The sequence below is a fragment of the Microcoleus sp. PH2017_12_PCY_D_A genome (assembly GCF_020738565.1).
GTDB lineage: Bacteria > Cyanobacteriota > Cyanobacteriia > Cyanobacteriales > Microcoleaceae > Microcoleus.
The window spans coordinates 19,296-31,952 of the sequence record NZ_JAEQCI010000112.1 but is presented as its reverse complement, the minus strand read 5'-3'; the positions used below and the strand labels follow the sequence as shown (position 1 = coordinate 31,952).

Below are 12,657 nucleotides of genomic sequence, written 5' to 3'. Positions count from 1 at the left end.
CTCCGGCACCAGCATATCGCGCCAAAGTAAAGGTTAGGTTAAGAATCTTTACATTTAATAATATTTTAGTATTAATATTATTAATCAATCAAATTTCCTTGATGAGCTTGACAGGTGTAATTTTATAAGATACGCACAAGATAAATTGCTAGGAAAATTAGGATGCGATCGCCCTCCTCGCGAAAAATTCCCGATTAAATTATCAAAAGCTCCAGGCTTAAGAACCAGAAAACCATACAATGGTGGTTGTTTTGACAAGGTGGTAGTATAAAGAACTTAAAAGCTGCGGGCATTCAAGCTTGCATCTGACGAAGACCGACTTTCATCGGGCGACTTCACGCTTGACTAATGACTAATGACTGATGACTACTGACTGATGACTTCTTCCTTCAACATCTGCTAGAATGCCTGCTCCTATCGAATTAATCTGGGCTGTTATTGGTTTGCTCCTAACGATAGGAGGGACTTTTTTGCCTGCATCTGTGACAATGCCGATCGGGTTTTGGGACGATCGCGGACTTCAGGCGTACTCTTTAGGTGTTACCTATCAAATTGGAGCAGTATTGCTAGTAGGCTGCATGGGTGGCAAAAATGCTGCGGCTCTCTCACAAATTGCCTATTTGGTATTAGGATTGACTTTGTGGCCAGTTTTTGCTCAAGGCGGCGGCATCGGCTATATCAAAGAAGCGAGTTTTGGGTATTTGTTGGGTTTTGTTCCTGGTGCTTGGGTGTGCGGCTGGGTGGCTTTTAAGGTGGCTTCGCGACTGGAATCGATGGCTTTTAGCTGTTTGTGCGGTTTATTTACAGTTCACGCGATCGGCTTAATTTATCTAATTTTTAGTTACTTGCTGATTCCGGGTAAAAAAACATCTTTATTTGATGAGATTCTCAAATATTCAGTTTATCCCCTGCCGGGACAATTGGCGCTGGTTTGTGCGATCGCACTTCTGTCATTTACTTTGCGGCGCTTGATGTTTTATTAGTTGGGGAATTGGGCATAGGGCATAGGGCATAGGGCATAGGGCATAGGGCATAGGGAATTGTGCAAAATTGGGTTATACTGTCATTCTGCAACGGGAAAGTCATCTCGCTGCGGGTGGGATTGCTTTGCTGCACTGCTTTCTGCTCGCAATGACACGCGAAATTTGCGTAAATTATCCCATGCCCGATGCCCTATGTTCTATTCCCCAATCCATGCGTTTTAAAAGAAATCCCTTGTTCTGGGTTGCTGCTATTATCAGTTTAGTTTTAGACCACTTGACTAAGTTTTGGGTGGTGCAAAATTTTGACTTGACGGTTCCTCCGCAGACTCAGCCGCTGTTACCGGGGATATTTCACTTCACTTATGTTGTTAATACCGGTGCGGCTTTTAGTTTGTTCAGCAATGGCGGGGCGAGTTGGTTGCGCTGGCTGTCTTTGGGCGTGAGTGTAGGATTGATTGTACTGGCTTGGTTCGGGCCGCGAATTAACCGCTGGGAACAAGCTGGCTACGGTTTGATTTTGGGTGGCGCGCTGGGTAACGGGATCGATCGATTTGTTTCGGGCCACGTTGTGGATTTTATCGATTTTAGGATAATTAGATTCCCGGTTTTTAATCTAGCCGATGTGTTTATTAATGCTGGGATTATCTGTTTGCTGATTGCAACTTTTCACGGTGCACCGCCGCCGAGAAACCGAGACGATAGCGATTCTATTTCAGAGTAACTTTAAAGCAGGAAATGCAGCAGCGAGCAATGTACGGGATTTTAGCTAACTAACCGTAGGGTGCGTCAGGGCCAAGATGCTTAGTTTGTGGTTCAAATATTCAGTTCTGACGCACCCTACAATAACTTGGCCTTAGTCCCTACGGGTACTACTCATGAAAATCATTTAAGATTGCCATAGTAACAGCTAACTAATCCTAGGGTGCGTCAGAGGGGGATTGTTATAGCGGTTATCAAAAAAGTAAGGTATGCCCTATGCCCTATGCCCTATGCCCTATGCCCGGTTTGGTCAATCGTACCTCATCTTTCTGAGACTCGGCTATAGTTTGTGGTTAAAATATTCAAACCTGACGCACCCTACAATAATTCTGCCTTCTTCCTTCTGCCATAAAACTAAACTTGCTTGCCCGTGACTCCTAATTCTTTTGCCCAAGAACGCCTGCTATTTGCCCCAGCAACCCCCGATGCTGATGCTATTCCGACTATTTTTGCATTTCCCAACGAGTACACGGTTGGCATCACCAGTCTCGGCTATCAGATAGTGTGGGCAACTTTAGCCGTGCGATCGGATATTGAAGTAAGCCGTTTATTTACTGATATCAGCGAACCACTTCCCCGACATCCTGAATTGCTGGGATTTTCCCTTTCTTGGGAACTCGACTATGTAAATATTCTCAATTTATTGGAATCTCTAGAAATTCCAATTTGGACATCAAAAAGAACTGACAATCATCCAATAGTATTTGGTGGCGGCCCGGTTTTCACGGCGAATCCAGAACCTTTTGCAGATTTTTTTGATGTAATTTTGCTGGGAGATGGCGAACATCTCATTGACAATTTTATTGATGCTTGTCAAGAACTTCGCAGCGCCGACAGACAAACTAAATTGCGGCATTTAGCCCAAGTTCCTGGGGTTTACGTTCCCAGTTTGTACGAAGTAACTTATTTGGATGCAACTGCGGGGATTAAATCGATTCATCCTGTGGATTCGGCAATTCCGAGTATGGTGGAAAAACAGACTTATCGCGGCAATACTTTATCTGCTTCCACTGTGGTGACAGAAAAAGCGGCTTGGGAAAATATTTACATGGTGGAAGTGGTGCGGAGTTGTCCGGAAATGTGCCGTTTCTGTTTGGCAAGTTATCTCACTTTACCATTTAGAACCGCGAGTTTGGAGGATTCGTTAATTCCGGCGATCGATCGCGGTTTAGCTGTGACTAATCGTTTGGGTTTGTTGGGTGCTTCTGTGACTCAGCACCCGGAATTTGAAGCGTTACTGGAGCATTTGAACCATCCGAAATACGACGGCGTGCGGCTGAGTCTTTCTTCGGTACGCACGAATACGGTGACAGTTAAACTGGCAGAGATATTGACGAACAGAGACAGCAAATCTGTGACGATTGCGGTGGAAAGCGGCAGCGAACGAGTCCGCAAAATCGTCAACAAAAAACTCACTAACGATGAAATTATCCAAGCTGCTATTAATGCTAAGGCTGGCGGTTTAAAGGGAATTAAACTTTACGGGATGGCGGGAATTCCCGGGGAAGAGATGGAGGATTTGGAGGAGACGGTGGCGATGATGAAGGCGATTAGAAAAGCGGTTCCGGGTTTGCGCTTGACTCTGGGATGCAGCACTTTTGTCCCGAAATCTCACACTCCTTTCCAGTGGTTTGGTGTGAATAAAGATGCGGAGAAGAGGCTGAAGTTTTTAGATAAAGAATTGCGGAAGTTGGGTTTAGAATTTAGACCGGAAAGCTATAACTGGTCTGTGATTCAGGGTTTGCTGTCCAAGGGCGATCGCAGGTTGTCTAAGCTGTTGGAATTAGTGCGGCATTACGGCGATACTTTGGGAAGTTACCGGCGGGCGTTTAAGGAGTTGCGGGGAGAGTTGCCGGAGATGGATTTTTATGTTTTCCAAGAGTGGGATTTAAATCAGGTTTTGCCTTGGAGTCATTTGAAAGGGCCGCTACCAGAAGCGACTTTGAAGAAGCATTTAGCTGAGGCGATGAGTCATTTTAAGATGGAGGATTTGCAGTTGACGAGTTAGGAAATAGCGGGATCCGAAAGTGCGATCGCATTTTCGCTAGCAAGTAGATAAAAAGCTAACTGAACAAGATAAAATAAGGAGCGACGTACTATAATACAGTTAGGCCAGAAGTCCAGCCTAGAGAAATTCAGCGTTATGTTGCCGTAGACGGTCAAGTGCCGTTTGATAACTGGTGTGATTCGTTCCGAGATCGCAAAATTCCCACAATTATCAATAAAAGACTTAACCGAGTGATTTTGGGAAATTTGGGAGATTGTAAATCTGTTGGAGAAGGAGTCTTTGAATTAAGGATAGACTATGGCCCTGGTTTCCGAATCTATTTTGGAGAAGTAGGAACAACAATTATACTTCTGCTGTGCGGAGGAGATAAAAGCACTCAAGACAGAGACATTCGCCAAGCAATAGAATACTGGACAAATTATAGGAGTTAAAAAATGCCTAAAAGTTTACCATATCATGATTTTTTGATGGCGCGGCTAAAAGACCCCAATTATGTGGCTATCTATCTCGAAACTCATTTTGAATTAGATGAAGGCGAAGAAGCTGACGAAGCATTAATCAGACTTGCTCTGGGCGATGTAGCAGAAGCTTTGGGTCAACCAAAAATGACTCCAGAAGAATATGAATTGCACTTGAAAAAACTGAAGGAATTGCTGTCGCAGCAAGGAAGCAATACGATTTACAATCTGGGAACTTGGCTGAATGCTTTGGGATTGAAACTAACTGTTGCTGTTTGTACTGATACAGAGGATAATACTGCCAATGCTGAAATGCGATCGCAATTAACAGTCTAGTCCAACTATAATATAATTATGCCAGAAGTCCACCCTAGAGAAATTCAGCGTTATGTCACCTCAGATGGCAGAGTACCTTTCGCTGAGTGGTTTGATTCCTTCAAAGATACAAACACTCAAGCCAAGATTAGATCTAGGCTAAACCGAGTTATTACTGGCAATTTCGGAGACTATCGTTCAGTTGGAGAAGGAGTTTGCGAACTTAGAATAGACTATGGCTCTGGTTTCCGAATCTATTTTGGGCAAGTTGGAACAACAATTGTGCTTCTCCTCTGCGGTGGAGATAAAAGCACTCAAGACCGAGATATCCGCCAAGCAAAAGAATACTGGACAGATTATAATAGGAGTTCAAGCAATGGCTAAAAGTATCCCGGATCATCCGTTTTTGATTGAATCTCTGAGAAAAAACCCGGCATTGTCAGCCGCCTATATAACGGCGACTATAGAGGAAATAGACCCGGAACCTGAACTGCTGAAACTTGCTCTGGGCGATGTAGCAGAAGCTTTGGGTCAACCAAAAATGACTCCAGAAGAATATGAATTGCACTTGAAAAAACTGGATGAATTGCTGTCGCAGCAAGGAAGCAATACAATTTACAATCTGGGAACTTGGCTGAATGCTTTGGGATTGAAGCTAACTGTTGCTGTTTGTACTGATGATATTGGTACTGATGATGTTGGTACTGATACAGAGGATAATACTGTAAATGCTGAAATTCCAGCGGAATTAACTGTTTAGCACAATTCAAAAAATGCCTAACTTTCGATATTCATCTCTGATTAACGCCACCGTTGAAACAGTCTGGAACTTTTACGAAAGGCCGGACATTCTGCAAATGTTGACTCCGCCTTGGCAACCGGTGAAAATCATCCGCCGCGAAGGGGGACTCGGTGTGGGTGCTGTATCAGAATTTCGGCTGTTATTGGGGCCGATTCCGGTAAAATGGGTGGCGACTCATACTGAGTGCGAACAATATCGCTTGTTTGTTGACGAACAAACTGAGGGGCCGATGGCGCGTTGGACTCACCGACACGAGTTTATCACAGAAAATGGCCATACCCGATTGACGGATGCGATCGCATTTTCGATACCGGGCGGCCCGATTGTCGATTTGCTGTTAGGTTGGTGGGTAGAAATGCGGTTAACTGATATGTTTCGCTACCGCCACGAAGTCACTAAGAGAGAGTGCGAAAAAAATCCAAACAATGGCTAATAATTTTCAGGCTGATTTAGTATAATTCATAAACTTGGAAGCTGCTGCTTCGACAAAAGCCCGAAAAAGTTCGCAGTTTGGAAGACTTTTTGGCGACATTTCTGGATGCCACTGAACTGCTACCATCCAAGGGTGATATTTGTACTCGATTGCTTCTATTAAACCGTCGGGTGCTCGCGCTACAATTTGCCAGCCGGGAATCATTGTTTGTACGGCTTGATGGTGCCAGGAAACAATGTTTGTCGAGGTGGTTCCCATGATTTTTGCTAGCCGGCTGTCGGGGTATATTTTAATGATATGCTCGATCGCACGAATCGGGTTTTCTTGTCGGTGAGTCACCCCATCTCCGTAAGCATCCGGTACGTGCACCACTAAATTGCCCCCGCTGGCTACATTCAGGACTTGCATTCCGCGACAAATCCCCAACACGGGTATGTCAGCCCTTAAAGCTAGCTTAGCTAAGTTTAACTCAAAATTGTCGCGTTCTGCGTTAACCGAGTAAACCGTGCGATCGACAAAACCGCCATAAAGTTCTGGATTGATATCTCCACCGCCTGAAAAAATCAAACCATCTACGGCATCAAAAATACTAGCCGGATCTAATTGATTGGGAGGCAGTAAGATGGGAATGCCGCCTGCTGCCTGCACGGCATCAATATATGCTCCGTTGAGGCAATATTCGCCTGCTTGACTGCGACTGTAAGTTGTGATGCCAACGATGGGATGTTTTTTCATTTGCTACAGAGTGGGAGATAATTATTTACAACAGGTTCGTAGTGAGGACTTTAGTCCTTATTTCCGAGGATTAAATTCCTGACTGCGAACTAATTTTATTAGAGATAATTTGCGGGCATTGATATGATTATTGGCGATCGCACTAGATTAAACTGAGCATTTCCTGTACTGCTGTCTAATTTGTAACAATTTTAGGATTAGTTTCCGGCAGCGGCCGGCGCGCGCACAGATAAGCCAAGGGCCCGAACAGCGGCACTAATGTTACTGCCCAAAATGCTGTAGAATTTTGCATTCCTCGGCGCGCCATATCGTCGGTTAATAAAGCAGGAAATAGCAGGCAAAGCATACAAAAATCTAAACTCATCACGTGGATAAAACGGCTGGTTTGCCACTGCCGAACAAAATCCGACCAATCGCCTCTTGTCAAGCCAAAAGCAACCAACGCAGCAGCGCCTAATGTTAGGACAATCCCTGTAAAACGGGAGTCTAATATTTTTAAGAAGATATTTTTAGTGCCAGAAAATTCTGGATTTGGTTCGCGCAGGGCTAAATAAGGGAGCAAGGCAAATGCGCCGACACCGAATGATAAAGTTGCAAAAATCCAGGCTCGTATTTTCTGCCCTCTGCCGTCGGCAAATAAGACGCAACTGTAAATCAGCGGCCAGACTCCCATGATGTTAAACAAAGCTACAATTAAAGGGTTGATGCCTGCTATTTTGCCTGTGGAAAGGTTGGTAATTAGTGTGATGGTGTCGGGGTTGTCGGGTGGCGCAAATACAAAGGCGTAGGTGCTGAATGCAATCCAAAGCAGCCAAAATCCAATTTTTCTCGACATATAGCCCTTCTCAGATAAGTTCGCGGACGTTGTTGGGCTTGGGCCCTCTTATAGTTACTATATAGTAAGCGAGGTCGCATCAAAAACTCTTTTTACAGTCATACCTCATAGGAGAGATCGAAATGCTATAGTTGTTTTTTTATTCTGATATTAGTATAAATTTTCGGTAGCACCCGCGCGAGGATTGGAGCAAGAGGAGAAAACTGAATTCAAATAAGTCGCGGCAAAAATGAATTGAGGTTAGTCGAAAGAGTCATCGAAGGCGCAATCAACCGCATACTTGATTCGCTGTATTAGTTTCAAACTAACGCTGATTTATCTAAATGCAGGGTGCGCTCGGGCCGCGCACCTTACCCTAATTTCTGATAAAATCGAAAATCGACTCATGCTTCTAAAAATCATCATCGGAGCCCTCATCGGAGCTCTCTTGGCTACGCACAAGTTCCGAAGGAGGCCTGTCGCTACTCCAAGCCCACCACACGGCGCCGCACTGGCAGAGGTAAAATTCTTGCCACTTGCGGCGGTTTGACTCGGTGTATACTGGCGATCGGCGATTAATCCAGACCTCATGGGCATCCGTGCAGCTAGCACCGCACTTGGGACAGCAAAACTCAGTAGCGTGAACCGCCGCCGCAGTCCATTCGGGAGGATGGGTCGCAAAAGCTTCCATGTGTTGCGTGTTTCTATCTAAACTGCTGGTAAGTAGGCAAATCAAGGGTTGCTCGATATCTGGAGAGCTCGCAATGACACAAATACGCTGTTGAGTGCGTAATTTATCTGCGAGTTATTTTTTTGGCATTTGCCGTCCGATGAATAGTATAACTGATGTGGTGTCAGCCGTCGATCGGCATTCTCAGCTATTTCAAGGACTAGGCTCATGTCTATCTACAACTTTATCTCATTTCTGGGCATCTTTGGCTTGTGCGCGATCGCCTGGATTTTCTCAGAAAACCGCAAAGTACAGTATATACCGTGGCGCGTCATCATCTGGGGCATTGGCCTGCAATTAGTCTTAGGATTTTTAGTATTCTTGTTCCCTCCAACTCGCATCGCCCTAGAGTGGTTTACCAGCTTGCTCGATGGAGTATTCACCGCTGCTGACGCCGGGGCGAGATTTGTATTCGGTAGAAACATTGTACCAATACCCGGTCAAGACCCGCCAGTTAATTTAGGATATATTTTCGCCTTTCGGGCTTTACCGACAGTAGTCTTTTTTTCCGGTCTAATGGCATTGCTTTATAATATCGGCGTCATTCAAATTATCACCGAAGTTTTTGCCAAAATATTTTACATGACAATGAGGTTGAGCGGTGCAGAAGCACTCAGCGGCGCAGCCAATATTTTCGTAGGAATCGAAGCAGCAATTGTCGTCAAGCCTTATTTGGCTAAAATGACTCGCTCCGAACTTTGTGCAATCCTTTCTTGCTGTTTTGGAACTGCCGCTTCATCAACCTTAGCAATTTACGTTAGTTTTCTAAAGCCAGTTTTTCCCAATATTTTAGGGCATTTAGTTTCAGCCTCAATTATCGCCATTCCCGCTTGCTTCGTTATTTCAAAAATTTTAGTTCCCGAAACAGGAGTACCGCTAACAATGGGCGGCATTCCCAAGGAAGAACCGAAACCTCAAGGCCACGAGTTCATCGGCGACGAAATTGCCGACAATGACGGTGAGCTCCGCAAACAAGAGACAGTTGGCGGAGAACCCATCGAACGAGTCAGCCCTTTGGATGCAGCAATTGTCGGCGCTTTGGATGGTGTAAAAATGGCAGTCGCCATCGCCGCTGTTTTGATTTTAATCTTGGGCTTAGTTTCTTTAATCAATCAATTCTTTGGCTGGCTAGCAGTGTTGCCGGCTCCAATTGGTACAATCTTTAGTTTTATCACCCTGCAAAACATTCAAGGAGCATTATTTTACCCGCTAACCTTGTTAACCGGAGTTCCCTTTGAGGATTCTTGGACAGCATCAGTCATTATCGGACGGCGGCTGCTGGAAACGGCGATTCCACCTTATCAAAGTTTAGCAGAAGCGGCGGCAAAAGGACTGGTGAGCGATCGCACAGTATTAATTGTCAGTTACGCCCTTTCCGGTTTCGCCCACCTCGCCTCCGTCGGCATATTTGTCGGCGGTACAATTGCCCTAATTCCTTCCCGGCGCAAAGACATTTCCGAACTCGGTTGGAAAGCCTTATTTGTCGGCACCTTAGCTACAATGATGATCGCTTGCATCGCCGGATTATTTGACACCGGAGACTCCAGCATTTTAGGCACTAAGACACCGCCTGCTGCCCCGATAAGCGCCCCTGCTTCGCCGAAGTCTGAAGCATCCCCCGCCGCAAGTCCGAAGCCGTCAGTTGCCCCAGCAATTGCCAGCCCGAAGCCTTCGCCGAAGGGTGAAAAAGCGACTCCGAAAGTGAAAGAATTTCCTAAATCTGAATCGAAGAAAACGCCTTAATATCTGCTAAGGACTTGTAGGGCGGGTTAACAAACAATATTTGTCAATAATTGACAATCTGTAAAACCCGCCTCACCCAACAGTAAATCCCCTGTAGACTTGTAGGGCGGGTTAACAAACAATATTTGTCAATAATTGACAATCTCTAAAACCCGCCCTCACCCAACAGTAAATGCCCTCTAGACTTGTAGGGGCGGGTTAACAAACAATATTTGTCAATAATTGACAATCTGTAAAACCCGCCCTCACCCAACAGTAAATCCCCGCATACTGACAGTTATATTTTCGTATTCGATCGAAATCAAGGTTGATGTAGTTTATTGGTTGTGTGGGGGCGGGTTTAGGCATATTATTGATGGGAGTTAAATATTGTTGGTGAACCCGCCCCTACGAGTCCCTGATAGATAATTTGATGTAGTTTATTGGTTGTGTGGGGGCGGGTTTAGGCATATTATTGATGGGAGTTAAATATTGTTGATGAACCCGCCCCTACGAGTCTCTGATAGATAAGATTGTTTTTTTTGCAATTACCAATTACCAATTACCAATTACCAATTACCCCAAAAATCTATGAATCCCGAACCTGAAATTCGCCGCCTATTAGATGTGATGCCCGCCTCGGGCCGCATGACTTGTAAAATTATTAATAAGCCCCAACAATCGACGGTAATTGATTGCGATTTTCCTTTGCCTTGGCATCAATCTCGCCCGATTTATATTAATTTTGATTTGTGGCGGCTGCTATCTAAGCCGCAGCGGGATTTACTGATATTGCGTACTGTAAGCTTTTTGGGTAATTTTAAGTGGTTTAAGCCGGATATTTATCAAGGTGCGGCTGTGGCGGGTATTCTCGGCACTGTTGTAGAGTTGTTGCAGGGAGATGCGATCGGAATTGCGATCGCCGGTGGTTTAACTGGACTGGCGATGACTCGAATTTGGCGCGACAACCGCAGTTCGCAAGTAGAATTAGATGCAGACGAAACGGCGATTAGAGTCGCTCTCAGGCGCGGTTACAGCGAAGCGGAGGCGGCCGGACATCTGCTGTCTGCTATTGAATCTGTGGCGCAAATTGAAGGGCGCAGTTTGGATTTTAATGGGTTGATTCGGTGTCAGAATTTAAGGGCGATATCGGGTATTTCGGCGGTGAGCGTGCCCGATAGTGTCAGACAGGATTGAAATGGACGCACAGGCGGTCAGAAACCGGGTTTTTTTACGAAAATCTTTCGTTGGAGCATCGTAGATTAGGTAAAAAACCCGGTTTCTTGGGTATTGATATAATCAAGAGGGAAACCCATAAAATCCACAACTATGCTAATCCTGCCACAACTGGAAAACCTGCGCGATACTCTACCCATAGAAGGATCTGTCCGCATTGAATTAGTGGAAGGCATACCCATGTTTAGAGCCTCCACAACCGTCAAAAATCGCATAGCAGAACTGTTAGAAAAACAACAAACTTTACCCCTCAATCCTGACGAAGAACAAGAACTCAATCTTTACGAAGAAATCGACGATTACCTCAGTTTTGTTAATCGGACTGTCCGCAATCTTTTCCTCAACCAGATTCAGCCTACTGTATAAAAACTTTGGCTTTACTAATCAGTATCAGCTACACCACACAGCATTAGAAATCCTCCCTTGGAAAATTCGCCCATTCTTCCGTGCGAACTTCATCTATATCAGCCGCAGATGGTGCAGTTCCCAAGTCAGCACATAAACCCCACAACGATTTGCGGGGAGTAGGGCGAACAACAACTAATTCTCGTTCTATCTCAGGAACCATCCACTTAATCAACCGTAGCTTTTCCGAGAGAGACAACTGCTTAACAAGACTGAAAACTGCCTCGAAAGTCATATTTTTATGTGGGAATGTTCGATCGATATAATTTTAGCATTTTGGCTAAGCGCAAGTGCGATCGACAATGAGTTGCTCTTGATACTTGTCACAATTCAAACCAGTAACTCACCAAAAATTGCTTGTTCTCGAATAGCCTGATAATTTTTCAAAATCTCCGACAACCTCAGCAAAGCTTCTAATTCTCGTGCTTGCTTCGGGGTCAAATCTTTCCGTTCCGCTGCATAAATAAGTTCCCCAAGCACAATTAACCTAGCTTCAACAGGAATATTATTTTTGATGCCCAGCTCGATTCTTGCCTTAAAACTATTGAAAAGATTCTCCATTGTCCAATTCCTCCCTAGTTAACTCTTGAACTTTACCATCATTAAAAATCAGTGCGATTTTTTGCAACAGCCTTTCAGTATCCCAAACCATCGCTCTGGTAATTCCTTTATTGATATCTGCAATATCAACCTCAGTATTTATATGATAAGCTACATTGCGAGCGCGTTTTTTAGCGACAGCTACGCCTCTTTGAACTGTATTTTTGATACTGACTGCTTCTGGACTCAGCTCTTTAAACTCCCAGATTTCCCCATCAATTTCAGCATCAGGTGTTCTGATGCCTGGTGAAGCTTGCTCGCTCAATAACTTCACTCGTCGCCCAAGTCTCGCCAAAACTTCAGCGATAAACCGCTCAGAATCATTGGTATTATGGTTTTGATGGATGAGTACGAACCCGCCTGTATCCTCATTATAATAACACCGTTCATACTCAGGCTCGGCAAGGTTGTAGATGTTCAGACTTTGCTGGATATAATTTGGCTTCACGGTCAATCTTTAGCCTGATTTTATGATTGTAGCTTACTGTTTTAGGGAAACCGATCGCCCTTTTTCTCTCTACTGTGTCATCGTCCGACTTAGGGTAGGGGGAAATAAAAAAGCTCGATTCCTGCCGCAAGCTTGGCTAATGCACTTATTTTAAGCGAAAGCGCGATCGCCCGATCGACCTCCTATGACTTCTCCTCATCTATCCGCCG

General features: G+C 44.8%; 17 protein-coding genes. 11 read left to right on the top strand and 6 right to left on the bottom strand.

Annotation, left to right across the window (positions count from 1 at the left end):
• The first annotated feature begins 404 nt into the window (after positions 1–404).
• From JGK39_RS26600 to JGK39_RS26565, 8 genes are all read left to right on the top strand, one after another.
• Complete coding sequence (locus JGK39_RS26600; protein WP_293259701.1) at positions 405–983, top strand: biotin transporter BioY; 579 nt, start codon at positions 405–407, stop codon at positions 981–983.
• A gap of 211 nt (positions 984–1,194) precedes the next feature.
• Positions 1,195–1,704, top strand: coding sequence for a signal peptidase II (lspA, locus tag JGK39_RS26595; RefSeq protein WP_293259776.1), 510 nt, complete (start codon positions 1,195–1,197; stop codon positions 1,702–1,704).
• A 408-nt stretch (positions 1,705–2,112) separates the two neighbouring features.
• Positions 2,113–3,750 carry a radical SAM protein gene (locus tag JGK39_RS26590; protein ID WP_293259698.1) on the top strand — a complete coding sequence of 546 codons (1,638 nt, stop codon included), beginning with the start codon at positions 2,113–2,115 and terminating at the stop codon, positions 3,748–3,750.
• A gap of 125 nt (positions 3,751–3,875) precedes the next feature.
• Positions 3,876–4,181 (top strand): type II toxin-antitoxin system RelE/ParE family toxin, encoded by a 306-nt coding sequence (locus JGK39_RS26585; RefSeq protein ID WP_293259773.1) that lies wholly within the window; start codon positions 3,876–3,878, stop codon positions 4,179–4,181.
• Positions 4,182–4,184: 3 nt separating this feature from the next.
• Positions 4,185–4,544 (top strand): transcriptional regulator, encoded by a 360-nt coding sequence (locus JGK39_RS26580; RefSeq protein WP_293259695.1) that lies wholly within the window; start codon positions 4,185–4,187, stop codon positions 4,542–4,544.
• 18 nt (positions 4,545–4,562) lie between these two features.
• Positions 4,563–4,907, top strand: coding sequence for a type II toxin-antitoxin system RelE/ParE family toxin (locus JGK39_RS26575; RefSeq protein ID WP_293259692.1), 345 nt, complete (start codon positions 4,563–4,565; stop codon positions 4,905–4,907).
• Positions 4,900–5,283, top strand: coding sequence for a transcriptional regulator (locus tag JGK39_RS26570; RefSeq protein WP_293259689.1), 384 nt, complete (start codon positions 4,900–4,902; stop codon positions 5,281–5,283). Before JGK39_RS26575 ends, JGK39_RS26570 begins: the two co-directional genes overlap by 8 nt.
• 13 nt (positions 5,284–5,296) lie before the next feature.
• On the top strand, positions 5,297–5,758 hold the full coding sequence (locus tag JGK39_RS26565) for an SRPBCC family protein (RefSeq protein WP_293259686.1): 462 nt from the start codon (positions 5,297–5,299) through the stop codon (positions 5,756–5,758).
• Positions 5,759–5,764: 6 nt separating this feature from the next.
• Here the strand turns inward: JGK39_RS26565 and JGK39_RS26560 are convergent, their stop codons facing one another.
• The 3 genes from JGK39_RS26560 to JGK39_RS26550 form a co-directional block, all read right to left on the bottom strand.
• Positions 5,765–6,493, bottom strand: a complete 729-nt coding sequence (locus JGK39_RS26560) for a gamma-glutamyl-gamma-aminobutyrate hydrolase family protein (protein ID WP_293259683.1) — start codon at positions 6,491–6,493, stop codon at positions 5,765–5,767.
• 175 nt (positions 6,494–6,668) lie between these two features.
• Positions 6,669–7,328, bottom strand: coding sequence for a DUF2834 domain-containing protein (locus JGK39_RS26555; protein ID WP_293259681.1), 660 nt, complete (start codon positions 7,326–7,328; stop codon positions 6,669–6,671).
• A gap of 391 nt (positions 7,329–7,719) precedes the next feature.
• Positions 7,720–7,998, bottom strand: a complete 279-nt coding sequence (locus JGK39_RS26550) for a hypothetical protein (protein WP_293259678.1) — start codon at positions 7,996–7,998, stop codon at positions 7,720–7,722.
• 207 nt (positions 7,999–8,205) lie between these two features.
• On the opposite strand from JGK39_RS26550, the gene JGK39_RS26545 reads away from it, so the two are divergent.
• From JGK39_RS26545 to JGK39_RS26535, 3 genes are all read left to right on the top strand, one after another.
• The gene (locus JGK39_RS26545; protein WP_293259675.1) at positions 8,206–9,780 is read left to right on the top strand and encodes a nucleoside transporter C-terminal domain-containing protein; all 1,575 of its coding nucleotides are present in this window, start codon (positions 8,206–8,208) and stop codon (positions 9,778–9,780) included.
• A gap of 570 nt (positions 9,781–10,350) precedes the next feature.
• Complete coding sequence (locus JGK39_RS26540) at positions 10,351–10,956, top strand: DUF3318 domain-containing protein (RefSeq protein WP_293259672.1); 606 nt, start codon at positions 10,351–10,353, stop codon at positions 10,954–10,956.
• 132 nt (positions 10,957–11,088) lie between these two features.
• Positions 11,089–11,361, top strand: a complete 273-nt coding sequence (locus tag JGK39_RS26535) for a hypothetical protein (protein WP_293259668.1) — start codon at positions 11,089–11,091, stop codon at positions 11,359–11,361.
• A 43-nt stretch (positions 11,362–11,404) separates the two neighbouring features.
• Here the strand turns inward: JGK39_RS26535 and JGK39_RS26530 are convergent, their stop codons facing one another.
• The 3 genes from JGK39_RS26530 to JGK39_RS26520 all read right to left on the bottom strand — a co-directional run bounded on the left by JGK39_RS26530 (position 11,405) and on the right by JGK39_RS26520 (position 12,448).
• Positions 11,405–11,635: a hypothetical protein gene (locus JGK39_RS26530; protein ID WP_293259665.1), complete on the bottom strand. Its 231-nt coding sequence runs from the start codon at positions 11,633–11,635 to the stop codon at positions 11,405–11,407.
• Positions 11,636–11,730: 95 nt separating this feature from the next.
• Positions 11,731–11,961, bottom strand: coding sequence for a hypothetical protein (locus JGK39_RS26525; protein ID WP_293259662.1), 231 nt, complete (start codon positions 11,959–11,961; stop codon positions 11,731–11,733).
• On the bottom strand, positions 11,942–12,448 hold the full coding sequence (locus tag JGK39_RS26520; RefSeq protein ID WP_293259659.1) for a hypothetical protein: 507 nt from the start codon (positions 12,446–12,448) through the stop codon (positions 11,942–11,944). Before JGK39_RS26520 ends, JGK39_RS26525 begins: the two co-directional genes overlap by 20 nt.
• Positions 12,449–12,657 lie beyond the last annotated feature (209 nt).

Bases quoted from the DNA above. Each gene is read 5' to 3' on its own strand.
- JGK39_RS26600 (WP_293259701.1), top strand. From the start codon at position 405: ATGCCTGCTCCTATCGAATTAATCTGGGCTGTTATTGGTTTGCTCCTA.
- lspA (WP_293259776.1), top strand. From the start codon at position 1,195: ATGCGTTTTAAAAGAAATCCCTTGTTCTGGGTTGCTGCTATTATCAGT.
- JGK39_RS26580 (WP_293259695.1), top strand. From the start codon at position 4,185: ATGCCTAAAAGTTTACCATATCATGATTTTTTGATGGCGCGGCTAAAA.
- JGK39_RS26575 (WP_293259692.1), top strand. From the start codon at position 4,563: ATGCCAGAAGTCCACCCTAGAGAAATTCAGCGTTATGTCACCTCAGAT.
- JGK39_RS26570 (WP_293259689.1), top strand. From the start codon at position 4,900: ATGGCTAAAAGTATCCCGGATCATCCGTTTTTGATTGAATCTCTGAGA.
- JGK39_RS26565 (WP_293259686.1), top strand. From the start codon at position 5,297: ATGCCTAACTTTCGATATTCATCTCTGATTAACGCCACCGTTGAAACA.
- JGK39_RS26560 (WP_293259683.1), bottom strand. From the start codon at position 6,493: ATGAAAAAACATCCCATCGTTGGCATCACAACTTACAGTCGCAGTCAA.
- JGK39_RS26555 (WP_293259681.1), bottom strand. From the start codon at position 7,328: ATGTCGAGAAAAATTGGATTTTGGCTGCTTTGGATTGCATTCAGCACC.
- JGK39_RS26550 (WP_293259678.1), bottom strand. From the start codon at position 7,998: ATGGAAGCTTTTGCGACCCATCCTCCCGAATGGACTGCGGCGGCGGTT.
- JGK39_RS26545 (WP_293259675.1), top strand. From the start codon at position 8,206: ATGTCTATCTACAACTTTATCTCATTTCTGGGCATCTTTGGCTTGTGC.
- JGK39_RS26540 (WP_293259672.1), top strand. From the start codon at position 10,351: ATGAATCCCGAACCTGAAATTCGCCGCCTATTAGATGTGATGCCCGCC.
- JGK39_RS26535 (WP_293259668.1), top strand. From the start codon at position 11,089: ATGCTAATCCTGCCACAACTGGAAAACCTGCGCGATACTCTACCCATA.
- JGK39_RS26530 (WP_293259665.1), bottom strand. From the start codon at position 11,635: ATGACTTTCGAGGCAGTTTTCAGTCTTGTTAAGCAGTTGTCTCTCTCG.
- JGK39_RS26525 (WP_293259662.1), bottom strand. From the start codon at position 11,961: ATGGAGAATCTTTTCAATAGTTTTAAGGCAAGAATCGAGCTGGGCATC.